The following is a 22,166-nucleotide window of genomic DNA, read 5'->3' as shown; positions in this document are numbered from 1 at the left end:
GCCGGGCGGCAGACACCCCTTTCGCGCTCGGCGGCCTCGCTGGCCTTCAGACCTGGACGATCCGGTCCTCGAACGGTTCGTAGGCGGTGAGCTTCCCGCCGTACACGGCACCCGTGTCGATGCCCACCAGGGGGCCGCGCCGGAACACCCCGCGAAACGGGGTGTGGCCGAACACCACCGGGTGGGAGAACGCCTCCGGCGCCCCGTAGAACTCGTCCCGGATCCAGAGGAGATCGCGTGGATCCTGCCGCTCCAGGGGCACCCCCGGCCGGAGCCCCGCGTGGACGAACACCACCTCCCCCTCCCGGTGCCACAGCGGCATGGCCTCCAGGAACCGGAGGTCCCCCGCCGGCACGGCCGCGTCCGGGTCCCCCGGCGCGAACCCGTAGCTCTCGAGGGTGGTGTATCCCTTGTTCCACATCCACAGGTCCCGGTCGGCCGGGTCCCGGGTGCGGTGCCAGGTGAGGCACAGGTCCTCGTGGTTCCCCCGCAGGGCCACCACCCGCGCGTCGGCCGAACGCTCCCGCACGAACCGGATCACCCCGGCCGGGTCCGGGCCCCGGTCGATCAGATCCCCCAGGAAGATCACGGTGTCGTCCCGCCCCGGCCCCAGCCGCTTCCAGAGCTCTTCCAGCCGGTCCCGGCACCCGTGCACGTCGCCGATCGCCCAGATCGCCACGCCGCCCTCCGACGGGCGCCCTTCTTACCCGACGCCCCCCCCTAAGTCAAGAAAGACCGGGGGTTTCGGTTGCCGCGTAGGGCGCCGGTGTGGCACCCTTGGGCCCGGTTTTCGCCCCGGGGGGCGTAAGCCGTCCTTTCCCCTTCGCACCCCGTTCGGCACAGGAGACCCCATGAAGATTCTGCTCGTCGTGGGCGCCCGGCCCAACTTCATGAAGATCGCGCCGATCGTGCGGGCCATCCGCCGGTGGAACGCCGAGCACCCGGACCGCCCCATCGAGCACCGGCTCGTCCACACCGGCCAGCACTACGACGAGCGCATGTACCGGGCGTTCTTCGAGGACCTGGAGATCCCGCCGCCTGACGTGGACCTGGAGGTGGGCTCGGGCTCCCACACCTACCAGACGGCCCACGTGATGCTGCGGTTCGAGAAGGTGTGCGAGGCGGAGCGGCCCAACTGGGTTCTCGTGGTGGGGGACGTGAACTCCACCATGGCGGCGAGCCTGGTGGCCGTGAAGATGGGCATCCGGGTGTGCCACGTGGAGGCCGGGCTCCGGAGCCGCGACCGCACCATGCCAGAGGAGATCAACCGGCTCGTGACCGACGCCGTGGCCGACCTGCTGTTCACCACGAGCCGCGACGCCGACGAGAACCTCCGGGCCGAGGGGGTGCCGCCCGAGAAGATCCGGTTCGTGGGGAACGTGATGATCGACACCCTGCTCCACCAGGTGGAGCGGTTGCCGCGCCTCGGGCTCGAGCCCCTGGTGGCGCCGGGGCAGCGCTACGGCGTGCTCACCCTGCACCGGCCGAGCAACGTGGACCGCCGCGAGGTGCTGACCCGGCTCCTGGGGGCCATCGAGACCGTGGCCCGGGAGATCCCCATCGTGTTCCCGATCCACCCCCGCACCCGGAAAATGGCGCGGGAGTTCGGGATCGACGAGGCGTTCCGGCCCCTCCCGCCGGCCGACGCCCCCCTCGAGCCCGGCCTCTACGTGACCGAACCCCTGGGCTACCTGGACTTCCTGAACCTCTGGAAGGGTGCCGCGCTCGTGCTCACCGACTCGGGCGGGCTCCAGGAGGAGACCACGGCCCTGGGGATCCCCTGCCTTACCCTCCGGGAGAACACCGAGCGTCCCGTCACCATCTGGGAGGGCACGAACACCCTGGTGGGCACCGACCCCGAGGCCATCGTGGCCGAGGCCCGCAAGGCCCTCGACGGCCGGGGCAAGGCCGGCCGGGTGCCCGAGCTCTGGGACGGCCGGGCCGCCGAACGGATCGTGGCGGCGCTGATGGAAGGGGAGACGCTGGGACGTTAGGACGTTAGGACGTCGGGAAGCCGGAGGGCGTCCTGAGGCGAGGGTCGGTCCCCCGCCCTACCCCGCCTTGGCGAGCTCCAGGCGGCCGGCCCAGCGGTCCTCCAGGGCCTCCCGCAGGGCCGGGTACCGGCCCGAGCCAAGCCCCGGGTCCTCGGCCAGCACCCGGGAGGCGAGGTCCCGGGCCGTCTGGAGGAGCCGCCCGTCCCGCAGGATGTTCCCGATGCGGAAATCCGGCAGACCCGACTGCCGGGTGCCCAGGAAATCCCCCGGCCCGCGGATCCTAAGGTCCTCCTCGGCGATCCGGAACCCGTCGGTGGTGGAGGCGAGCACCCGCAGCCGCTCCCAGCCGTCCTTGCCCGTCTCCCGGCCCGCCACCAGGACGCAGTAGGACTTCTCGCCGCCCCGGCCCACCCGGCCCCGCAGTTGGTGGAGTTGGGCCAGGCCGAACCGCTCGGCGTGCTCCACCACCATGACCGTGGCGTTCGGGACGTCGATCCCCACCTCGATCACCGTGGTGGACACGAGCACCTGGATCTCCCCGGCCGCGAAGGCCCCCATCACGGCCTCCTTCTCCTCGGGCCGCATCCGGCCGTGGAGGAGCCCCACCTTGAGGTCCGGGAACACCTCGGCCTGGAAGTGCTCGGCCATGGTGGTGGCGGCCTTGAGGTCCAGGGCCTCGCTCTCCTCCACCAAGGGATACACCAGGTAGGCCTGCCGGCCCCGGGCCGCCTGGTCGCGCACGAAGGCGTACACCCGGGGCAGGTCCTTCTCCCGGACGACCCGGGTGGCGATGGGCTGGCGGCCCGGGGGCAGCTCGTCGATCACCGAGAGGTCCAGGTCGCCGTACACGGTGAGGGAAAGGCTCCGGGGGATGGGGGTGGCGGTCATCACGAGGAGGTCGGGGTTCTCGCCCTTACGGAGGAGCCCGGCCCGCTGGAGCACCCCGAACCGGTGCTGCTCGTCCACCACCACGAACCCCAGCCGGTGGAACGCCACGGACTCCTGGATGAGGGCGTGGGTGCCCACGACGAGCGGAAGCGCCCCGGTGCGGAGCCCCTCGAGGATGGCCTCCCGCTCGGCCTTGGGGGTGGAGCTCGTGAGGCATGCCACCTCGACCCCGATGGGCCGGCACAGCCGCCGGAGGTTGAGGCCGTGCTGCTCGGCCAGGATCTCGGTGGGGGCCATGAGGGCCGCCTGGTACCCCGACTCCACGGCCATGAGCGCGCTCAGGAGCGCCACCAGGGTCTTGCCGCTCCCCACGTCGCCCTGGAGCAGCCGGTGCATGGGCCGGGGGGCCTCCATGTCGCGCCGGATCTCGCCGAGCACCCGGCGCTGGGCCGCGGTGAGTTCGAAGGGGAGGCTTTTGAGCAGGGGCTTGATGAGCCGGAAATCCGGCCGGAAGGCGATGCCCCGGGCCGGCCCCTGGCCCTCGCGGCGCAGAAGCAGGCCCAACTGGAGGAAGAAGAACTCCTCGAGCACGAGCGCCCGGCGGTGCCGGGCCACCCAGCGGGGGAGGTCGGGGCCGCCCCGGCTGGGGAAATGCACCTCCCGGTAGGCCTCGGCCATGGGGGGAAGGCCCAGATCCTCGGCCAGCGGCTCGGGCACCAGGTCCACCACGGCCGGCAGGGCGTGGGCCAGCGCCGCCTCCAGGATGCGGCGCAGGGCCTTGGGATGCACCCCCTCCACCTCGGAGTACACCGGCACCACCCGCTCGAGCCCGCCCGGGTCGTCGCCGGGGTCGAGGGGCTCGAGCTCCGGGTGGTCGATCTCGGGCCGGCCCTGGAACACCCGCACGGTGCCGGAACCGGCCACCTCGGTGCCGGGCCGGAACCGGTCCTGGAGCCACCGGAAATTGCCCCGGAACCATTTGAGGGTGACCCAGCCCGCGCCGTCGGTGACCCGGGCCTCCAGGACCCGGCGGCGGTGGTAGTCCCTGACCCCGATCGCCTCGACCCGGGCCCGGAAGACCGCGGTTTCGCCCGGCGCGAGGCGATTGAGCGGGGTCGGCCGGGTGCGGTCCTCGTGGCGAAGGGGCAGGAACACGAGCGCGTCGCCCAGGGTCCTCAGGCCCTTGCGGCCGAGCTTCTCCGCCACCCTCGGGCCCACGCCCCGCACCGTCGTGAGCGGGGTGGCGAGCACCGAGCGCATGTGGCGGTACGAGGCGAGGTCGGCCGGCCGGCGCACCGGGTCAGAACCTCCAGGGCTCGATCTCCGGATCCTTGCGTTTCCGGGCCCGCACCGTCTCGGGCAGGTCGTCGGGCGCGGGGCCCACCCCGACCTCGTGCTCGTCCCCGGCCTTGGGGCAGTACCGCAGGAGCACCCCGGCCGCGGCCTCGAGGTCCTCCGGGTCCCGGAGCCGCAGGAGCCCCAGGGGCCCCGGCACCTCCCGGGCCTTGAGGAACCGGTCGCCCTCCCGGGCCAGGGCGGCCACGGCCCGGTTCTCCCCCTGGTTCCGGCCCAGGGTGAGCCAGCTTCCCCCCGGCAGCCGAAACGGCCGGCCGGCGAGCAGGAGCCGCACGTCCTCCGAGGAGCGCTCCTCGGCCGGCACCTCGTCGAAGTACCGGCGCACCCGGTTCGCCAGCGTGGGGTCGGTGAGGTAGCACCCCCCGGCCGGGCTCGGGTACTCCGTGATCCCCAGCTTGGCGGCGAGTTCCATCTGGGGCTTGCGCGACCGCCCCCGGAACCCGTAGAGCCGGCTCCGGTCCACCCAGCCGTGGCGCTCGGGCGCGGTGATGGGCAGGAGTTGGGCGGAAAGAGGCCGGAGGATGAGCTCCCGGGCCCCCGACTGCCGGGCCACGGCGTTCATGGCGTCGCGGCGCTGGCTCATGGGCCGCTGCCCCAGGACCTCGCCGGTGATGAGGAACCGGGCCCCCTCCTCCTTCATGATCTCCAGGGCCTTGCGCACCAGAAAGATCTTGCAGTCGATGCAGGGGTTGAAGTTCTTGCCGTACCCGTATTTCGGGTTCGCGAGAACCTCCATGTACTCCTCGGACACGTCCACCACCCGGGCCGTGATGCCGTACTTCTCCCGGAAAAAGGCCTCCACCTCGGCCTCCCGTCCCCGCTTGTGCCCGCCGAAGAACGGGGTGATGAAGTGAAGGGCCAGGACCTCGACCCCCTGGTCCTGGACCACCCGGGTGGCGAGGATCGAGTCGAGCCCCCCGGACAAGAGGCTTACGGCCTTGACCGGCCCCTCGGGAGCCGGCGTCTGGTCGCTGGGATTACGGGTGTTCTCGGCGTTCACACCGTCTCCTTGGTGTCAGACGTCAGACGACAGAGGTCAGAGGTCGGTTTCCAGCCTCCTCGCGGGACGCCCCCTTCTCCTTCTCCCCCTCCCCCCTGCCCCCCTCCCACCAGGGGAGGAGGGTACGCTCGACGCCGCCCCGGCCCGCTCTTTGTCTCCCTCTCCCCCCACCAGGGGGGAGAGGGTGCGCTCGACGCCGCCCCGGACCGCCTTCTGTCTCCCTCTCCCCCGCCGGGGGGAGAGGGCCGGGGTGAGGGGGGCGCACGGGGAACCCGGCGAGGCGTGCGCCCGTTATCCGCCCCCTGGCTTCGGCGCCCCGAACCCTCCGGCCCCCGGCCGGCTCGCCCTCCACGCCCGGATCGTGGCTTCCAGCAGGGTCCGGCCCTGCCCGGCGTCGCGGGCGGCCTGGGCCACCACGTCCCGGTGGTCCAAGGCCGAGGGGCCGAGGCCGGCCGCGGGGTTCGCCACCCGGGCCCAGGCCGCCACCTCGAGCCCCAGGAACCGCGCCCACACGGCCTCGGGCACCACCGACATCCCCACCACCGACGCCCCGGCCCCCCGGGCCCAGGCGATCTCGGCCGGGGTCTCGTAGGTGGGCCCCGGGAACGCCGCGTACACGCCCCGGGCGATGGGGATCCCTTCCGCCCTCGCGACCTCGGGCCACAGATCGGCCCGGTAGGTCCCCGTGAGGTCCACGAACGCCGGCGTGCCGTCGGGGGTCCGGACGGCCTCGAGGGGATTTCTCCCCAGCCAGTTCAGGTGGTCGGTCACGAACACCCAGGTCCCGGGAACGAGGGCGGGGTCGAGCCCTCCGGCCGCCGCGAAGAGCACCAGGAACCGCACCCCGAGACGGGCGGCCAGGCGGACCGGGAACGCGGCCTGGGCGGGTGTGATGCCCTCGTAGAGGTGCCGCCGGCCCTGGAACACGAGGACCCGCTCGCCGGCGATCTGCGCCACCCCCACCCGGCCGGCGTGGCCCGGCACCCCGGGCGCCCCGAGCCCGGGCACCCGCTCGTAGGGGATCGCGTCCGGAAGCCCCCCCACGACGGGCCCCAGCCCAGACCCCAGGACCACGGCCACCTCGGCCCGGAACCCCTCGCCCAGCACCCGGGCCGCCGCCGCGGCCAGGGGGTCGCGCCAGGGACCGGTCACGGCCGCAACCCCTCCAGGTCGCGGGGGAACCGGAACTCCTTTACCTCGCCGGGCCGGCCCGGCACCTTGAGCGCCTCGCCGTTCCACGAAAACCGCACCCCGCCGGCGTTCCCGAGTTTCACCAGGAACCCCTCGGAGGCCTCGTAAGTCCGGGTCTCCCCGGGCCGGAACACCCGGTCCACGGGCTTTCCGCCGTCCGCCACCACCCGGACCCAGGCCTTCTCGGTGGCCGTGATCTCGAGCCGCAGGCGTTCCGGCCGGGCGGGCTCGGCCACCGGTTCCGGGGGCGGGGGCTGCGCCTGCGGCGCGGGGGCGGTCTCGGCAACCCCTTCGGGGGCCGAATCGCTTTCCCGAATCGGCGGGGGCTCGGCCGGCGCCGGCGGGGCGGGAGCGGGCTCCCCCCGGGCCGGGACGTGCGAGGCCACGGGCTCCGGTGCCCCCCGGCCCCACAGCCACCACCCCGCCCCCGCCAGGAGCACGATCAGCAAAACCGCGGCCCAGGCGAGGGGCGGCAGGCCTTTGCGCCGCCGGCCCCGGAGCGACACGTCCCAGTCGGGCTCGGGAAGCCCCCCGGCCGCCTCCCCGGCCTCGTCGGGCCGCGCCCGGCGGTAAAGGGCGGTGAACTCCCCCTCGTCGGCGCCGAGCTCCTTGGCCACCACCCGCACGAACCCCCGGCCGATCACCCCCTTCGGGATCCGGCCCCAGTCCTCCTTCTCCAGGGCATCCAGGTAGGCCTTCCGGATCCGGGTGGTCCGGGCGAGGTCGTCGAGCGAGCGGCCGGCCGCCTCCCGGGCGGCCCGCAGCCTTTCGCCGAAGCCTTGGGGCTCGGGGGGCCGTTCCTGTTCGCCGGTGGTCATGGCCGCAACTCCTGGTCGCCGGGGGTTGCCCCTACTGGGTCAGGTCCAAGTAGGTCTTCGCCGATTTGCCCACCTCGGTCCCGGGCGCGAGCTTCCAGGCCTCCTCGAAATCGGCCCAGGCCCCCTCCCGGTCGCCGGCCTTGAGCCGCACGAGCCCCCGGTACAGGAACACCTCGCCGTCCCGGGGCAGAAGCCGCGCCGCCTCGTCCAGGTGCCGCCGGGCCTCCTCCAGCTCCCCTCGCTCGTAGAGCACGATGCCCAGATTCTTGTGGGCCAGGGGGAACCCGGGCGCCACCTCCAGGGCCTCCCGGAGCCGCCGCTCCGCCTCCTCCGCCCGGCCCTGCTTGTACAGCGCCCAGCCCAGGTTCGTGAGGGCCCGCTCCTGGGTGCCGTAGAACACGTTCTTCAGGGCCTCCTCCAGGGCGCTCACTGCCTCGGGGTACCGGCCGGTGTCGAGGTACAGGGCACCCAGGTTGTTCCAGGCCTCGGAGTAGTCGGGCTTGAGCTCCACGGCCTTCCGGAACGCCCGCTCGGCCTCGCCCACCTCCCGGCGGGCCCAGTAGGCCAGGCCCAGGGCGTTGTGGACCTCGGGGTCCTCGGGGGTGAGTTGGGCCGCCTTGGTGAACTCCCGCAGGGCCGGCGCGGGCCGCCCCTCGGCCAGGAACGCGACCCCGAGCTGGTAGGCGGCCTTGGCCTCGTTTCGCACGGCCTCCTTGTTCCCGGCGCACGCGGCCAAAAAGATGAGGAGGGCGGCGAAGAAAACCCCTTGACACCTGGCGCTCGGCCGGTACCTTAGCGCCGGTTTGAATCCCGGCCGGGATGCTGGGAGGGGGCAGGAAGGAGTCATGGCGTTGGGCCGCATCCTTTTCGTCGACGACGACGAAAACATCCGGTTTCTGTTGCAGGAGGAGCTGAGCCTCGCGGGCCACGAGGTGGTCGTGGCGCCCGACGGGGCCCGGGCGCTCGAACTCCTCGACGAGATCCACCCGGATCTCGTGATCCTCGACCTCAAGATGCCCGGCATGGACGGCCTCACGGTGCTCGGGGCGATCCGCCGGCGCGCCCCCGACGTTCCGGTGGTGGTGTTCTCGGCCTACTGCGAGCCGGCCCACCAGGCGCTGGAGCAGGGGGCCAACGCCTGCGTGGCCAAATCGGCCGACCTGACCGAACTCCACCGCCAGGTGAGCCGGTACTGCGCCTAGCACGGCCTGGCGTACCAACACCAACGGAAGCGTTGCCGGAGCCCCCGCCTCGCCATGGGAACCCGCGGGTGGGGGGCTGGTGGAGAGCCGGGCGCGGCCCCCCACGTCGCCGCGCCCTCACCAGGCTTGGGTCCCTTTCGAAGCTCCGGAACTTCCGCTGCCGGTGCCCCGGCCTACCGAACTGCGACGGCATGCGAAGGCGCGGGGAATCGGGTGCTGCACTCGCGCCCGGCCGGAGCCAGTTCCCCACCCGCATCCGGCGATCGTTCCGAAGGGATCAGTCCACCTCCGCCTCGAACTCGGTGAGGGTCCGGAACTGCCGGAACCGGGCCGCCACCTCGTCGTAGGTGAGCCGCTCGAGCCGCCGGAAGCTGAAATCCTCCACGTTGAAGCTCGCCAGGGCCGAACCGAACACGATGGCCCGGCGGATGTTCTCGGGCTCCAGGTTCCCGGTGCTCGCGAGATACCCCATCATGCCTCCGGCGAAGGTGTCGCCGGCGCCCGTGGGGTCGAACACCTCCTCCAGCGGAAACGCCGGGGCGGCGAACACGTGGCCGTCGGCGAAGTACATGGCCCCGTATTCGCCCCGCTTCACCACCACCCCGCTCGGGCCCCACGAGAGGATCTTCTGGGCGGCCTTCACGAGGTTGGGCTCCCCGGCCAGCATCCGGGCCTCGGCCTCGTTCAGGACCACCATGTCCACCCGCTCGATCGCCTCCCGCAGGCTTCCGGGCTTCCCCTCGATCCAGAAGTTCATGGTGTCGAGGGCCACGAACCGGGGCTCCTCCACCTGGTCGCGGACCCGCTTCTGGAGATCGGGGTCGATGTTCGCGAGGAACACGTAGGGGCAGGCCCGGTGGGCCGGCCCAAGCTCCGGCTCGAACCCCTCGAACACGTTGAGATGGGTCTCCAGGGTGTGGGCCTCGTTGAGGTCAAACCCGTACCGGCCCTTCCACCGGAAGGTTTTCCCCGGCGCCCGCACAAGCCCGGAGAGGTCGGCGCCCCGTTCGGCCAGGAACCCGATGCGCTCCGTCGGGAAGTCCTCGCCGATCACGGCCACCAGCCGCACCGGCGCAAACAGGCTTGCGGCCGCGGTGAAGTAGAGGGCCGAGCCCCCCAGGGCCTCGTCCTCCCGGCCGAAGGGGGTCTCCACGGCGTCGATCGCCACCGATCCCACCACCAAAAGATCGCCGCCCATCCTCAGCCCTCCCCGCCCAGGTACCGGCCGAACAGAAGGTCCACCCGCCGCCGGGTCTCGGGCGGGATCTTGGCCGGGTCGGTCAGCACCGCGTACCGGGCCGCCTCGGCGCAGGGGCAGGTGCGCTCGGCCGGGATCCGGGCCACGGCCTCCCGCACGATCCGCCGGGCCGTTTCGACGTTTTTGTGGAGCACCTCGAGCACGGCCTCCACGCTCACCTCTTCCTCGGTTTCGTGCCAGCAGTCGTAATCGGTGACGAGCGCCACCGTGGTGTAGCAGAGCTCGGCCTCCCGGGCGAGCCGCGCCTCGGTGGCGTTGGTCATGCCGATCACCCGGGCGCCGATCGCGCGGTACCAGTGGGACTCGGCCCGGGTGCTGAACTGGGGCCCCTGGATGCACACGTAGGTGCCGCCCCGGTGGAACGGCACGCCCACGGCCTCCCGGGTGGCCCACACCGCCTCCTGGAGCGCGGCGCAGATGGGATCGGCCATGGCCACGTGGCCCACGATGCCGTCGCCGAAAAAGGTGTTCTCCCGGCCCCAGGTGCGGTCGAGGAACTGGTCGGGCAGGCAGATGTGGCCCGGGGCCACCCCCTCCTCCAGGCTCCCCACGGCCGAGATGGAGATCACCCACTCGACCCCCAGAGACTTCAGGGCCCAGACGTTGGCCCGGTAGGGGACCTCGGAGGGCAGGAACCGGTGACCCCGGCCGTGGCGGGGCAGAAACACGAGTCGCCGGCCGCCCAGCCGGCCCTCGATCAGCGCGTCCGACGGGGGGCCGAACGGGGTGGGCACCTCGACCTCCCGCACGTCGGTCAGGCCCTCCATCTCGTACAGGCCGCTTCCTCCGATGATGCCGATCGCCTTGTCCATGAACTCCTCGCTAGGGTCGTTGGTCGTATTGGTCGTAGGTCGCGGGTCGTAGGTCGTTGGTCGCAAGTCGTAGGTCGTTGCGGCCAGGGACGAAAGGGACGGCAGGGACCCAAGCCGCCGCCCAGCCGCCTAGCCGCCTAGCCGCCCTGCCTCATCCGCCTTGAGCTGGCCGCAGGCCGCCAGGATGTCTTCGCCCCGGCTCTTTCGCAGGGTGGCCGTGAAGTTCTTCCGGAGCAAAACCTCCTGGAACGCCGCCACCGCCTCCGGGTCGGGCCGACGGAACGGGCTCTCCGGATGGGGGTTGTAGGCGATCAGGTTCACCTTGCACCGGACGTCCGACAAGAGCCGCACGAGCCGCCGGGCGTCGGCCGGGGTGTCGTTCACCCCGCCCAGCAGCACGTACTCGATGGTGTACCGGTCCCGGGGCGGGAGCGGGCTCTCCCGGAGGGCCGCCAGGAGCTCGGCGATGGGGAACCGGCGGTTCACGGGCATGATCCGATCGCGCACCTCGTCGGTGGTGGCGTTGAGGCTCACGGCCAGGCTCCCCAGCATCTCGGGCGGCAACCGCCGGATCCGGTCGGCGAGCCCGGAGGTCGACACCGTGAGCCGGCGGCGGGTGATGTTGGGCCCGTGGTCGCTCGACAGGATCCGGAACGCCCGCACCACGTTGTCGAAGTTGTGCAGGGGCTCCCCCATGCCCATGAACACCACGTTGGTGATCCGGCGCTCGGGCCCCATGCGGGCCTGTCCCACGAGCACCTGGGCCACGATCTCCCCGGCCGTGAGGTGGCGCCGGAGCCCCAGGGTTCCCGTGCGGCAAAAGGCGCAGCCCATGGCGCAGCCGGCCTGGGTGGACACGCACTGGGTCACCCGGCCCTCGTCGGGCATGAGCACGGTTTCCACCCGCTCGCCGTCGGCGAGTTCCAGGAGGAGTTTTACGGTGCCGTCCCGGCTCACCTGCTCGTGCACCACCCGGGGCACCCGGGCCGAGGCGGCCTCGGCGAGGCGCGCCCGGAGGCGGGCCGAGAGGTCGGTCATGTCCTCGAACCGGGTCACGCCGCGCTTATAGAGCCAGTGCATCACCTGGCGGGCCCGGAACCGCTTCTCCCCCAGCGTCTCGAAGAATCGCTCGAGGCCCTCCAGGTCGTGATCGAACAGGTCGACGGCGGTCATGGTCGTTTCGTAACGCCCCGTTCCAAGGGGATTTGCCGGCCCGGGGCCGGACCCGGCTTTATACCGTGGGCCGCGAAGGCCCGTCAAACGCCCGGCTTGACACATCCGGCCCGGGGGGATAAAAGAACGGTTCAATTTACGTCCGCCGGTGCCCCCAGGGGCTGAAAAGGGAAGTGGGGTGAAAGTCCCCCGCGGACCCGCCGCTGTGAGCGAGGACGACGGGCCACTGGAGCCACTGGCCGATCGGCTGGGAAGGCGGCCCCGAGGACGAATCGCGAGCCAGAAGACCTGCCGGCCGGACGCCCCGCGCGCCAAACCTCCCCGGGTGGATTCGGGAGGGCGGGGAATCCTTGAGGAGCTTCGAAAACGGGAAGCCCGCTCCGTGGTGGAGTGGGCTTTTTTCGTGGGGCTCCGGCCTTTGTAAGGAGATCGCCCGGATCGATCGGGCATGGGGAAGAGCATGCGGGAGGCGAGCGTCGCCGTAGAGCCGCGGGGGGCCGAGCCGGCCCCGGCCGTCGAGGCCCGGGGGCTCGTGAAGCGGTTCGGCAAGGTCCGGGCCCTCGACGGGCTCGACCTCGAGCTGCGGCCCGGGGAGATCTACGGCTTCCTCGGGCCCAACGGGGCCGGCAAGACCACCACGATCCGGATCCTCACGGGGCTTCTGCGGCCCGACGCCGGCACGGCCCGGGTGGGCGGGGCCGACGTGCTGCGGGACCCGGTGGCCGCCAAGGCCCAGATCGGGGTGGTGAGCCAGCAGCTCAACCTCGACCCCGACCTCACGGTGGCCGAGAGCCTCGAACTCCACGGCATCCTCCACGGCATGCCCCGGGCCGAGCGCCGGGCCCGGGCCGCGGAACTCCTGGCCTTCGCCGGCCTGGCCGAACGGGCCCGGAGCCTCGGCCGCACCCTCTCGGGAGGCATGAAGCGCCGGGTCACCATCGTGCGGGCGCTCCTCCACGAACCCCGGATCCTCTTTCTGGACGAGCCCACCGTGGGCCTCGATCCGGCCACCCGGCGCCGGCTCTGGGACCTCATCCGGGCCGTGAACCGCCGGGGGGTCACGGTGCTCCTGACCACCCACTACATCGAGGAGGCCGAGTTCCTGTGCCACCGGGTGGGCATCCTGGACCGGGGCCGGCTGATCGAGGAGGGGGAACCCCGGGCGCTTCTCGCGGAACTCGGCGAGTACGCCGTGGACGTGGTGGGGGACGACGGCACCCGCACCCGGTTCTTTCCGACCCGGGAGGCGGCCCTCGGGTTCCTCAGGCAGGCCCCGGAGGGCGCCGGGCTTCGGCGCACGAACCTGGAGGATCTCTTCCTCCAGCGCACGGGACGGAGGGTGGAGCCGTGAACGGGGTGGCCGGGGTGCTCTACCGGGAGCTTCGGATCTACCGCCGGCGGTGGAAGAAGCACCTGGCGTCCTACGCGGTGTCGCCGTTTTTGTTCCTGGTGGTGTTCGGGTGGGGGCTGGGCCGTCACGTGGAACTCGACGGCGTGGGGTATCTGGCGTTCATGATCCCGGGCCTCGCCACCATGGCGAGCATGACCCAGAGCTACGGCACGGCCACCGAGATCAACATCGCCCGGTTCTACTGGCGGATCTTCGAGGAGTTCCAGATGGCCCCGGTGCCGGCCTGGCAGATCGCCCTGGGCGAGGTGATCTACGGCATGGTCCGGGGGCTCGCGGCCGCCGTGGTGGTGTACCTTCTGGCCTGGCCCTTCGGGGTCCGGCCGCCCCTGAGCCCGACCGTGGGGGCCCTGTTCGGCCTCCACACCTTCGCGTTCGCCTCGGCCGCCGTGACGGCGGCCATGGTGGTGCGAAGCCACGCCGACCAGGGGCACATCAACACGTTCTTCATCGTGCCCATGTCGTTTTTGTGCGGCACGTTCTTCCCGCTCGACCGGCTGCCCGGGTGGGCCGAGGCGCTGGCCTACGGGCTTCCGCTCACCCACTCGAGCCTCACGATCCGGGCGGCGAGCCTGGGCCAGCCCGTGCCCTGGGTCCACGCCGCGGCCCTGGCCGGGTTCGCCGCGGCGTTCTTCGCCTCGGCCGTGTGGGCCGTGCGGCGAAGCAGTTCGTAGATCAGGCTTGGAGGCTAGGAAGCTGGGAGGCTGGAAGGCCGGGAACCGGGAACGGTTTTGGCGTATTTCCTTGCAGCCGTCCGGAGCGGGCACTCAGGCCCCGGGGTGGGCTCGCATGGGAGGGATCCAGACGCTTTTCGGCTTTCTAGCGTTCCAGCCTCCCCGCTTTCCAGCCTAAACAACGAGGAGTCCCCATGAGCACCCTCGGCACGTTTTACGGCATCGGCGTCGGCCCCGGCGACCCGGAGCTCCTGACTCTCAAGGCCGTGCGGATCCTCCAGGAGGTGGACGTGGTGTTCGCCGCGGGCCACGAGCGCTCGGGCCGCAGCGCGGCGCTCTCGATCGCCCGGCCCCACCTGCGGCCGGGCTGTCCCGTGGTCCCCCTGCCCTTCCGCCACACCTTCGAGGACGTCCGGTCCCGGGAGGTCCACCGCGACCACGCCCGCCGGGTCCTGGAGACCCTGCGGCGGCCGGCCTCGGCCGCGTTCCTGACCCTCGGCGACCCCATGACCTACTCCACCTTCACCTACCTCCTGGAGGAGGTGCAGGCCCTGGAGCCCCGGGTGCCGGTGGTGGTGGTGCCGGGGATCACCTCGTTCGCGGCCGCGGCGGCCGAGGCCCGCACCCCGCTCGTGGAGGGGGACGAGACCCTGGCCGTGGTGAGCGGGGCCCGGGGCACCGAGGCCGTGGAGCGGGCCCTGGCCGCGGCCGACAGCGTGGCCGTGCTCAAGCCCTACCGGAACACCGCCGGCGTGTGCGACCTGCTGGAGCACCGGGGCCTCGGGGACCGGGTGGTGTTCGCCTCCCACTGCACCCGGCCCGACGCCGTGGTGGCCCGGGGGGTGGCCGAGGCCCGGGCCCGGGCCAACGGGTACATGAGCCTCTTTCTCGTGCGCGCCCGGGGGGACCGCAGCCCGTGACCCGCCGGCCCCAGGTGGCGATCGGGGCGGCCGCCCTCGCCCTGCCCCTCGTCGTGCTCTGGGCCGGAAGCATCGGGTCCTCGGGCCTGGGGGCGGCCGACCTCCTGCGGGCCCTGGCCGAGGCCGCGGGCCTCGCGGCCCCCACCCTCGACCCGGTGGACCGCACGATCCTTTTGACCGTACGGCTCGCCCGGGTGAGCCTAGCGGCCCTGGTGGGCGGCGGGCTGGCCGTGGCCGGGGTGGTGTTCCAGGGCATCTTGCTGAATCCCCTGGCCGATCCCTACACCGTGGGCGTGTCGTCGGGGGCGGCCCTCGGCGCCAGCATCGCGATCCTCGCCGGGCTCGGGGGCTACACGGCCTGGGGCCTCGGGCTCCTGCCCCTCTGCGCCTTCGCCGGGGCCCTCGCGGCCCTGGGGGCCGTGCACCTTCTGGCCTCGGACCGGGACTTCGGCTCGGGGAACACCCTGATCCTCGCCGGCATCGTGGTGAGCACCACCCTCTCGGCCGGCATCAGCCTGCTCAAGAGCCTCAACGAGGACAGCGTGTCCTCGATCGTGTTCTGGATCCTGGGGAGCTTCAACGGCCGGGGCTGGGCCCACGTGGCCTTCTCGGCCCCCTACGTGCTGGCCGGGGTGGTCTGGGCCTGGTGCCTCGGCCGGGACCTGGACCTCCTGGCCCTGGGCGACGAGTCGGCCCGGCAGCTCGGGGTGGACGCGGCCCGGGCCCGGCGCTGGCTCCTGGTGGCCGCCTCGGTCATGACCGGGGCCTGCGTGGCCGTGAGCGGGGTGATCGGGTTCGTGGGCCTGGTGGTGCCCCACCTCCTGCGGATGGCCCTGGGGCCGGGCCACCGCCGGCTCGTGGCGGGCTCGTTCCTGGTGGGTGCGTCGCTTCTTGTGCTGGCCGACGGCCTCGCCCGCACGGTGCTCCCCGGGGGCGAGGAGCTTCCCGTGGGCGTGGTGACCGCCCTCGTGGGCGGGCCCTTCTTCTGCTGGCTCCTCCGGTGGAACCCCAGGAGCCGGCGGGCGGAGGCGCCGTGATCCGGGTCCGGGACCTCTGGGCCGGCTACGGCGGGGCCCCGGTGCTCCGGGGCGTGGACCTCGAGGTGGCCGACGGCGCGTTCCTCGGGATCCTGGGGCCCAACGCCTGCGGCAAGTCCACCCTTCTGCGGGTTCTCACCGGGGTGCTCCGGCCGGAGCGGGGCGAGGTCCGGGTGGCCGGGCTCGATCCCCGGGAGGCCGCACCCCGGGACCTAGCCCGGGCCGTGGCCACGGTGCCCCAGACCACCTGGATCCCGTTTCCCTTCACCGGGTTCGAGGTGGTGCTGATGGGCCGCCACCCCCGGATCGGCCGGTTCGGCCGGCCCGGGCCCGACGACCGCGCCGCGGTGGACCGGGCCATGGCCCACACCGACACCCGGGGGCTCGCCGACCGGCTCGTGACCCAGGTATCCGGCGGGGAACGCCAGCGGCTCGTGCTGGCCCGGGCCCTGGCCCAGGAGGCCCCGATCCTCCTTCTGGACGAGGCCACGGCCGCCATGGACGTGCACCGCCGGATCGACGCCTTCGACCTCCTGGCCCGGGTGAACGCCGAGGGCGCCACCGTGTGCGCCGTGATGCACGACCTCAACCTCGCGGCCCTCTACTGCGAGCGGCTCGTGTTCCTGAAAGGCGGCAAGGTATGGGCCGAGGGCCCGACGGCCGAGGTGTTCCGCAAGGACGTGCTGGAGGCCGTGTACGAGACCCCGGCCGAGGTGGCGGTCCACCCGGCCACGGGCCGGCCCCACGCCGTGTTCCTGCCCCGGGCGGCCCGGGCGAAGAAAGGAGTCCCCCGTTGAGATCCCCCCTGGTCTGGCTTCTCGCCCTCCTCGTGACCCTCGCCCCGGCGGCCGTACGCGCCGCCTGCGTACAGGACGACACCGGCACCCGGGTCTGCGCCCCCGAGGCGCCCCGGATCGTGTCGCTCTACGGGGCGTTCACCGAGATCCTCTGGGAGATCGGGGCGGGCGACCGGATCGTGGGACGCACCCGCCACGACGACACCGTGGAGGCCCTCCGGGCCGTGCCCTCGGTGGGCACGGGGCTTCGGCCCAACGTGGAGCACGTGCTGGCCCTGCGGCCCGACCTGGTGGTGGCCCGGGCCGGCCGGGCCGCGGCCCAGGCCGTGGCCGACCTGCGGGCCCGGGGGCTCACCGTGGCCGCCTTCGACCCGCGGTCGCTGGACGAGGCCCTCTCGGTGATGGAGCGGCTGGGGGAACTGGCCGGCCGGCCCGGGGAGGCCCGGGCCCTGGCCGGACGGCTCAGGGGGGAGATCGGGTCGGTACGGGCCGCCGTGGCAGGACGCCCCCCCGTGCGGGTGGTGTACGAGGTGCGGGCCCAGCCGCTTACCGTGGCCGGCACCGACGGGCTCGTAAACGACCTCCTGGAGGCGGCGGGCGGCCGAAACGCCGTCGAGGCCCCCAAGAAGCTCCTCACCCTCGACGTGGAGGCCCTCCTCAAGCTCGACCCCGACGCCTACGTGATCCAGGAGGGGCCCATGAACCGAAACCCCTCCCCCCCGGCCGACCGGCCCCTGTACCAGACCCTGCGGGCCGTGCGGGAGGGGCGGGTGCTCGTGGTGGACGAGAAGACCTTCGCCAGGCCCGGCCCCCGCCTGGGCGAGGCCGCCCGCACCCTGGCCCGGTTCCTCCACCCCGGGGCGTTTTGAGCCGGAATCGCTAGGGCTCGAACACGGGTAGCGGCGCGAGGCCCTCGGCCGTGCGGGCGAACGCCCGGTCGAAGGTGGCGAACCCCCGGGCGCGTCCGGCAACCCCGAGGGCCAGGTGGAGCGCGCCGGCCTCCCTGCGAGTATCCCCTCGGCTGCCTTGACGCCGGGCCCGGCGGGAGTAGGCTCCCGGGTTCGGCGTCGTTCCCCCTCGTTCCCGGAGCACCGGATGGACCTGTCGTGCCTCTTTGAACCGCAGGCGATCGCCGTCTACGGCGTGTCGCTCTCGAACCCGTTCCACCCGGCCAACGTCATCTACCACAAGAACCACCTGCGCTACCGGGCCGCCACCTACGCCATCAACCCCAAGGGCGGCGACCTCTACGGCGAGCCGGTGTACCGCTCCCTCGGGGAGGTGCCGGCCCGGGTGGACCTGGCGGTGGTGGCCGTGCGGGCCGGGGCTGTGCCGGGGGTGCTCCGGGAGTGCGCGGCCGGGGGCGTCAAGGCCGCGGTGGTGGTCTCGGGGGGGTTCGCCGAGGTGGGGCGCCACGACCTCCAGGACGAGATCGCCGAGATCAGCCGGACCCACGGCCTTCCCGTCGTCGGCCCGAACTGCCTCGGGGTCTACGCCGCCCCGGTCCTGGACACCTTCTTCCTGCCCCCCGAGCGCCTGATCGAGATCCGGCCGGGGAACATCTCGCTCGTGAGCCAGAGCGGCGGCATCCTGGTGGACCTCATGATCAAGCTCACCCAGGAGGGGGCCGGCATCGCCCGGGGCCTGAGCATCGGGAACCGGGCCGTGCTGGACGAGGTGGACCTGGTGGAGTTCTTCCTGGCCGACCCGGCCACCCGGGTGATCGGCCTCTACCTCGAGGGCTTCCGGCCCGGCCGGGGCCGGGCCCTCGTGGAGCTCCTGGGCCGGGCCACGAAGCCCGTGGTGTTCCTGAAGGCGGGGAAATCGCCCGGGGGCACCCGGGCCGTGGCGTCCCACACGGCCTCGGTGGCCGGGGACTACCGGGTGCTCCGCGACATCCTGGGCCACGCCGGGGCCCTCGAGGCCCGGGATGAGGCCGAGTTCGTGGCCTACTGCGAGGCGCTCGCGGCCGCCCTTCCGGCTAAGCCCCTGCGGAACCTGGTCATCGTGACCGCGAGCGGCGGCCACGGCGCCGTGGCCTCGGACGAGTGCCAGAGGGCGGGCCTCAACCTGCCCGAGATCCCGGCCGCCGACCAGGAGCGCCTGCGGGCGGCCCTCTCCCCGAGCGTGCGGGAGATCGCCTCGGTGGGAAACCCCGTGGACCTCACCGGGTCGGCGGGCGACCAGGACTTCCTCGCGGCGCTCCGGTTCCTCCTCGACCGGCCCTACGTGGACGGCGCCGTGCTCCTTCTGCTCCCGTATCTTCCCGCCCTCACCCCCGACGTGGGGGCCCGGGCGGCCCAGGTGGCCCAGGCGAGCGGCAAGCCCGTCGTGGCCTACATGCCCCACATCGAAAAATACGGCATCTTCATCGAGGGCTTCCAGACGAACGGCATCCCGGTCTCCCACACCGTGCAGGGCGCCGTTCACATGGCCCAGGCCATCGCCCGGAGGGGAACCCCGTGAAACCCAGCGCCGCCGAAATCCTCCGCCGCGCCGCCCCCGTGGGGTGGGTCGTGGAGCCCCTGGCCCGGGAGATCCTGGCCGAATACGGGCTTCCCCTGAACCGCTGGGCCTGGGCCCGCGACCCCGACGAAGCCGTGGAGGCGGCCCGCCGCATCGGCTACCCGGTCGTCGTGAAGGTGGTCTCGGCCCGGGTGGTCCACAAATCCGACGTGGGGGGCGTGGAGGTGGGGGTGGAGGGCGACGACGCCCTGCGCCGAACGTTCGAGCGGATGGACCGCCTGCCCGGGTTCGACGGGGTGGTTCTGGGCGAGATGGCGCGGGGCGTGGAACTCATCGTGGGCGCCAAGAACGACCCCCAGTTCGGCCCGGTGGTCGTGACCGGCATCGGCGGCACCGCGGTCGAGATCTACCAGGACGTGGCGATCCGCATGGCGCCCATGACCCCGGCCGACGCCGCCTCGGCCCTCGACGCCCTGCGGGGCCGGCGCCTCCTCGAGGGCTTCCGGGGCTCGCCCCCCGCCGACCGGGAGGCCCTGGTGGACCTGCTGGTGCGGTTCTCGGAGATGGCCCACGACCTCGGCCCGGCCGTGGACTCCGTGGACCTCAACCCCGTCTTCTGCGGCCCCGACGGTTGCGTGGTGGCCGACGCCCGGATCGTATTGCCCACTCCCAAGAACAACGAAGGGCTTGCGGCCGGGTGACCGCAAGCCCTTGAAATGACTGGAGCCGGGAATCGGACTTGAACCGACGACCTGCTGATTACGAATCAGCTGCTCTACCGACTGAGCTATCCCGGCTTGAAGAAGCGCTTTATAGCAGGTTCGGGGGGCGGCTGTAAAGGGTCAGCGCGGGGCCGCCCGGGCCGCCAGGGGGATCAGGCGGCCGAGGGTGGCCAGGGATTCCAGTTCGTCGTCGCCGAACGGCTCGTCGTCGTCCTCCCGGTCGGCGTAGAGCACGAACCCGGGCCGGTCGCCGGGCCCCAGGGGCACGAGGGCGAAGCACCGCACGTCGAGGGCGGCGGCCTCCCCCGGCGCCAGGACCCGTTCGTAGTACGGAAGGGTCCGGTCCACCACGCACAGGGCTTCCCCCCGAAGCGCGGCCTCCAGGGCCCCGCCGGGCTCGGGGGCGCCGGAGAGGGCCTCCGCGAACTCGGGGGTGACGTCGCCATCCCAGGCCAGGGGGGAGAGTTCCCCGCCGGACCCGGTCAAAACCAGCACCCGGGACGCCCCCACCACCTCCCGGATCCGGCGAAGGACGAGGCCCGCCACGTCCCTGGCCGGGGACCCATCCAGGATGAACTCCTGGATCTCCCGCACCGCGGCGAGTTCCGCCTCGCGGCGCTCGGCCCGCCGGCGCTCGGCCTCCTGGCCGGCGAACATCTCCTGGAGCCGCTCGTTCTCCTGCTCCACCCAGAGGGTGTAGGTCTTGAGGTCCTCGACCCGAAGTTCGAAAAACCGGGCGTACTCCCGGATTTTCGCCGGGACCCGCCCCAGGGCCCCGAGCACCATGCCCACGGGCTTTCGCAGCACCCGGGCCATGGAGGCGGCCAACTCCCGGTGGGGCTCGGCGCCGCCCCACAGGGGCTCGGCCAGCGCCTTGGCCGCGCCCACGAGAAACGCCAGCCGGTCTCCCCGGTCGGCCGGCGGGGCCGGGAAGGTCCGGTGGTGGCGGGCGATGGCCGCCTGGAGCACCTCGGGCAGTTCCCACCGGCGGGCGAGTTCCGCCCCCACCTCCACGTGGGCCACGCCGAAGGCCCGCTTTTCGGCCGCCAGCAGGGCGGGGCCCCGGGCTCCGGCCCCGTACACCCCGGCGGCCCGGTCGGGCCACCGGTGGGCCAGGACAAGCTTTCCCACGTCGTGGAGAAGCCCCGCCACGAAGGCCTCCTCGGGCACGTCGTAGCGCAGCAGGTCGGCCAGTTCCTGGGCCACCACGGCCGTGGCCACAGCGTGGATCCAGAACCCCTCCAGGATCTCGCCGCCCCGCCGGAGGCTCGAGAGCAGGTGGTAGGCCCCGAGCCCCAGGGCGATCGCCCGGACCGACTCGAACCCCAGGAGCACCACGGCCCGCGACACGGTGGTGACCCGCGCCGTGCTCACGGCGTAGCGGGCCGAGTTGGCGACCCGAAGCACCTTCATCGTGAGGGCCTGGTCCTTGAGGATCACACCGGCCAGGTCCGCCGCGCTGGAGGTGGGGTCCGAGGCCACCCGGGAGACCCCCACCAGCACCTGGGGAAGGCTCGGGAGTTCCCGGATCTCGTCGAGGAACGAAAACCGCTCCGGCCCGCTCACGCCGTCCCCTCCTCGGCCACGGCTGCGGCCACGGCCTCGCGGATCTCGGCCAGGAGCGGCTCGTCGTCGGCCACGCCCGCGGGGGGTTCGGGCTCCGGCGCCCCCACCCCGGGGGCCGCGGCCCAGGCGACCCAGTCGCCGAGGCGGGCCACCGCCCCCAGGCCGTCGGGTTCGTCGGCGTGGTGCGACCCCACCGCCTCGGCCAGGGCCCCCGGCAACTCCCACCGCTCCAGGAGCACCCGGCCGAGTTCCCCGTGATCGAACCCCAGGGCCTTGGCCTCCCCCTCCACCCCGGCCGGCTCGTCGTACACCCGGGGAAACCGCAGGGCGATCACGCCCTTGCCCACGTCGTGGAAGAGCCCCGCCAGGAACGCCTCCTCCGGGTCACCGCCGCGGGTCCGCCGCGCCCACTCCCGACAGGCGATGCCGGCCCCGTAGGAGTGGAGCCACAGGGGCTCGGCCAGGCGCCCGGCCCCGGCCAGCACCCGCTGCACGGCCGAGGTGAGGACCAGGGTGTGGAGGGTGCGAAACCCCAGGAACACGATGGCCGCGGAAAGCGTCCGGACCTCCCGGGACCGGCGGTAGTAGGCGGAGTTTGCAAGCCGCAGCACCCGAAGCGAGAGCGACGGGTCCCGGGCCAGCACCGCCTCCAGGTGCTCGGGCTCGGTCGCCGGGTCGGCGAGCAGCGCCAGGGCCTGCTGAGCCACGGCGGGCAGCCGGGGCAGGTCGTCGATCAGCCGGGCCACGCGATCGGCGAGCGGGGCGGTCATGGGGCGTTCGTCCTCCGGTCGGGTCACACCGCCCTTTCCGTTTCGGCCGACCCCGGGCAGATCTGAACCCCGGCCGGGCGCTTTTCGCAGGGCCCCCGCCAAGGTACACTATTG

General features: G+C 73.0%; 22 protein-coding genes, 1 tRNA gene and 1 riboswitch. Of the genes, 10 read left to right on the top strand and 13 right to left on the bottom strand.

The features are described from left to right. Window positions 1-46: 46 nt before the first annotated feature. Window positions 47-679, bottom strand: a complete 633-nt coding sequence (locus tag ACYQ8L_RS13945; RefSeq protein WP_459942418.1) for a metallophosphoesterase family protein — start codon at window positions 677-679, stop codon at window positions 47-49. A gap of 172 nt (window positions 680-851) precedes the next feature. Here ACYQ8L_RS13945 and wecB point away from each other — a divergent pair, with 172 nt between their 5' ends. Further along, window positions 852-1,994, top strand: coding sequence for a non-hydrolyzing UDP-N-acetylglucosamine 2-epimerase (wecB, locus tag ACYQ8L_RS13940; RefSeq protein ID WP_459942417.1), 1,143 nt, complete (start codon window positions 852-854; stop codon window positions 1,992-1,994). Between the two features lie 57 nt (window positions 1,995-2,051). Here wecB and recG read toward each other — a convergent pair whose 3' ends face one another. From recG to ACYQ8L_RS13915, 5 genes are all read right to left on the bottom strand, one after another. Beyond that, window positions 2,052-4,178 carry an ATP-dependent DNA helicase RecG gene (recG, locus tag ACYQ8L_RS13935; protein ID WP_459942416.1) on the bottom strand — a complete coding sequence of 709 codons (2,127 nt, stop codon included), beginning with the start codon at window positions 4,176-4,178 and terminating at the stop codon, window positions 2,052-2,054. A gap of 4 nt (window positions 4,179-4,182) precedes the next feature. Beyond that, window positions 4,183-5,238 carry a 7-cyano-7-deazaguanine synthase gene (locus ACYQ8L_RS13930; RefSeq protein WP_459942415.1) on the bottom strand — a complete coding sequence of 352 codons (1,056 nt, stop codon included), beginning with the start codon at window positions 5,236-5,238 and terminating at the stop codon, window positions 4,183-4,185. A 291-nt stretch (window positions 5,239-5,529) separates the two neighbouring features. Next, the gene (locus ACYQ8L_RS13925) at window positions 5,530-6,390 is read right to left on the bottom strand and encodes a purine-nucleoside phosphorylase (protein WP_459942414.1); all 861 of its coding nucleotides are present in this window, start codon (window positions 6,388-6,390) and stop codon (window positions 5,530-5,532) included. Continuing rightward, window positions 6,387-7,247 carry a helix-turn-helix domain-containing protein gene (locus tag ACYQ8L_RS13920; RefSeq protein ID WP_459942413.1) on the bottom strand — a complete coding sequence of 287 codons (861 nt, stop codon included), beginning with the start codon at window positions 7,245-7,247 and terminating at the stop codon, window positions 6,387-6,389. The genes ACYQ8L_RS13925 and ACYQ8L_RS13920 overlap by 4 nt, the downstream gene beginning before the upstream one ends. A 31-nt stretch (window positions 7,248-7,278) precedes the next feature. Beyond that, window positions 7,279-8,094 (bottom strand): tetratricopeptide repeat protein, encoded by an 816-nt coding sequence (locus ACYQ8L_RS13915; protein WP_488193253.1) that lies wholly within the window; start codon window positions 8,092-8,094, stop codon window positions 7,279-7,281. 4 nt (window positions 8,095-8,098) lie between these two features. Between ACYQ8L_RS13915 and ACYQ8L_RS13910 the strand changes: the two genes are divergently transcribed. After that, window positions 8,099-8,449 carry a response regulator gene (locus ACYQ8L_RS13910; protein ID WP_459942411.1) on the top strand — a complete coding sequence of 117 codons (351 nt, stop codon included), beginning with the start codon at window positions 8,099-8,101 and terminating at the stop codon, window positions 8,447-8,449. Window positions 8,450-8,726: 277 nt separating this feature from the next. On the opposite strand, the gene ACYQ8L_RS13905 is transcribed toward ACYQ8L_RS13910, so the two are convergent. The 3 genes from ACYQ8L_RS13905 to rlmN form a co-directional block, all read right to left on the bottom strand. After that, complete coding sequence (locus ACYQ8L_RS13905) at window positions 8,727-9,647, bottom strand: PfkB family carbohydrate kinase (protein ID WP_459942410.1); 921 nt, start codon at window positions 9,645-9,647, stop codon at window positions 8,727-8,729. A 2-nt stretch (window positions 9,648-9,649) separates the two neighbouring features. Then, window positions 9,650-10,519, bottom strand: a complete 870-nt coding sequence (gene mtnP, locus ACYQ8L_RS13900) for an S-methyl-5'-thioadenosine phosphorylase (protein WP_459942409.1) — start codon at window positions 10,517-10,519, stop codon at window positions 9,650-9,652. Between the two features lie 129 nt (window positions 10,520-10,648). Further along, on the bottom strand, window positions 10,649-11,692 hold the full coding sequence (rlmN, locus tag ACYQ8L_RS13895; RefSeq protein ID WP_459942408.1) for a dual-specificity RNA methyltransferase RlmN: 1,044 nt from the start codon (window positions 11,690-11,692) through the stop codon (window positions 10,649-10,651). Between the two features lie 130 nt (window positions 11,693-11,822). Beyond that, window positions 11,823-12,002, top strand: a riboswitch (cobalamin riboswitch). Window positions 12,003-12,140: 138 nt separating this feature from the next. On the opposite strand from rlmN, the gene ACYQ8L_RS13890 reads away from it, so the two are divergent. The 6 genes from ACYQ8L_RS13890 (at window position 12,141) to ACYQ8L_RS13865 (ending at window position 17,397) form a co-directional block, all read left to right on the top strand. Beyond that, window positions 12,141-13,043: an ABC transporter ATP-binding protein gene (locus ACYQ8L_RS13890; RefSeq protein ID WP_459942407.1), complete on the top strand. Its 903-nt coding sequence runs from the start codon at window positions 12,141-12,143 to the stop codon at window positions 13,041-13,043. Continuing rightward, a complete protein-coding gene (locus ACYQ8L_RS13885; RefSeq protein WP_459942406.1) occupies window positions 13,040-13,774 on the top strand; it encodes an ABC transporter permease in 735 nt (244 codons plus the stop codon). Before ACYQ8L_RS13890 ends, ACYQ8L_RS13885 begins: the two co-directional genes overlap by 4 nt. Window positions 13,775-13,968: 194 nt before the next feature. Further along, the gene (gene cobI, locus ACYQ8L_RS13880) at window positions 13,969-14,694 is read left to right on the top strand and encodes a precorrin-2 C(20)-methyltransferase (RefSeq protein ID WP_459942405.1); all 726 of its coding nucleotides are present in this window, start codon (window positions 13,969-13,971) and stop codon (window positions 14,692-14,694) included. Further along, window positions 14,691-15,731, top strand: a complete 1,041-nt coding sequence (locus ACYQ8L_RS13875) for a FecCD family ABC transporter permease (RefSeq protein WP_459942404.1) — start codon at window positions 14,691-14,693, stop codon at window positions 15,729-15,731. Before cobI ends, ACYQ8L_RS13875 begins: the two co-directional genes overlap by 4 nt. Further along, on the top strand, window positions 15,728-16,528 hold the full coding sequence (locus ACYQ8L_RS13870) for an ABC transporter ATP-binding protein (protein ID WP_459942403.1): 801 nt from the start codon (window positions 15,728-15,730) through the stop codon (window positions 16,526-16,528). The genes ACYQ8L_RS13875 and ACYQ8L_RS13870 overlap by 4 nt, the downstream gene beginning before the upstream one ends. Beyond that, the gene (locus ACYQ8L_RS13865; RefSeq protein WP_459942402.1) at window positions 16,525-17,397 is read left to right on the top strand and encodes an ABC transporter substrate-binding protein; all 873 of its coding nucleotides are present in this window, start codon (window positions 16,525-16,527) and stop codon (window positions 17,395-17,397) included. Before ACYQ8L_RS13870 ends, ACYQ8L_RS13865 begins: the two co-directional genes overlap by 4 nt. Before the next feature lie 10 nt (window positions 17,398-17,407). Here ACYQ8L_RS13865 and ACYQ8L_RS13860 read toward each other — a convergent pair whose 3' ends face one another. Continuing rightward, window positions 17,408-17,620 carry a PIN domain-containing protein gene (locus ACYQ8L_RS13860; RefSeq protein ID WP_459942401.1) on the bottom strand — a complete coding sequence of 71 codons (213 nt, stop codon included), beginning with the start codon at window positions 17,618-17,620 and terminating at the stop codon, window positions 17,408-17,410. Window positions 17,621-17,623: 3 nt separating this feature from the next. Here ACYQ8L_RS13860 and ACYQ8L_RS13855 point away from each other — a divergent pair, with 3 nt between their 5' ends. Both ACYQ8L_RS13855 and ACYQ8L_RS13850 read left to right on the top strand, forming a co-directional pair. Next, on the top strand, window positions 17,624-18,994 hold the full coding sequence (locus ACYQ8L_RS13855) for a CoA-binding protein (RefSeq protein WP_459942400.1): 1,371 nt from the start codon (window positions 17,624-17,626) through the stop codon (window positions 18,992-18,994). Beyond that, window positions 18,991-19,695 (top strand): acetate--CoA ligase family protein, encoded by a 705-nt coding sequence (locus tag ACYQ8L_RS13850; protein ID WP_459942399.1) that lies wholly within the window; start codon window positions 18,991-18,993, stop codon window positions 19,693-19,695. The genes ACYQ8L_RS13855 and ACYQ8L_RS13850 overlap by 4 nt, the downstream gene beginning before the upstream one ends. Before the next feature lie 20 nt (window positions 19,696-19,715). On the opposite strand, the gene ACYQ8L_RS13845 is transcribed toward ACYQ8L_RS13850, so the two are convergent. The 3 genes from ACYQ8L_RS13845 to ACYQ8L_RS13835 form a co-directional block, all read right to left on the bottom strand. Next, window positions 19,716-19,791: transfer RNA gene (locus ACYQ8L_RS13845), tRNA-Thr, on the bottom strand. Between the two features lie 45 nt (window positions 19,792-19,836). Further along, on the bottom strand, window positions 19,837-21,282 hold the full coding sequence (locus tag ACYQ8L_RS13840) for an HDOD domain-containing protein (RefSeq protein ID WP_459942398.1): 1,446 nt from the start codon (window positions 21,280-21,282) through the stop codon (window positions 19,837-19,839). Beyond that, the gene (locus ACYQ8L_RS13835) at window positions 21,279-22,079 is read right to left on the bottom strand and encodes an HDOD domain-containing protein (RefSeq protein ID WP_459942397.1); all 801 of its coding nucleotides are present in this window, start codon (window positions 22,077-22,079) and stop codon (window positions 21,279-21,281) included. The genes ACYQ8L_RS13840 and ACYQ8L_RS13835 overlap by 4 nt, the downstream gene beginning before the upstream one ends. Window positions 22,080-22,166 lie beyond the last annotated feature (87 nt).

This window comes from Deferrisoma palaeochoriense (genome assembly GCF_054656955.1).
This window is presented reverse-complemented; position numbering and strand designations above follow the sequence as displayed.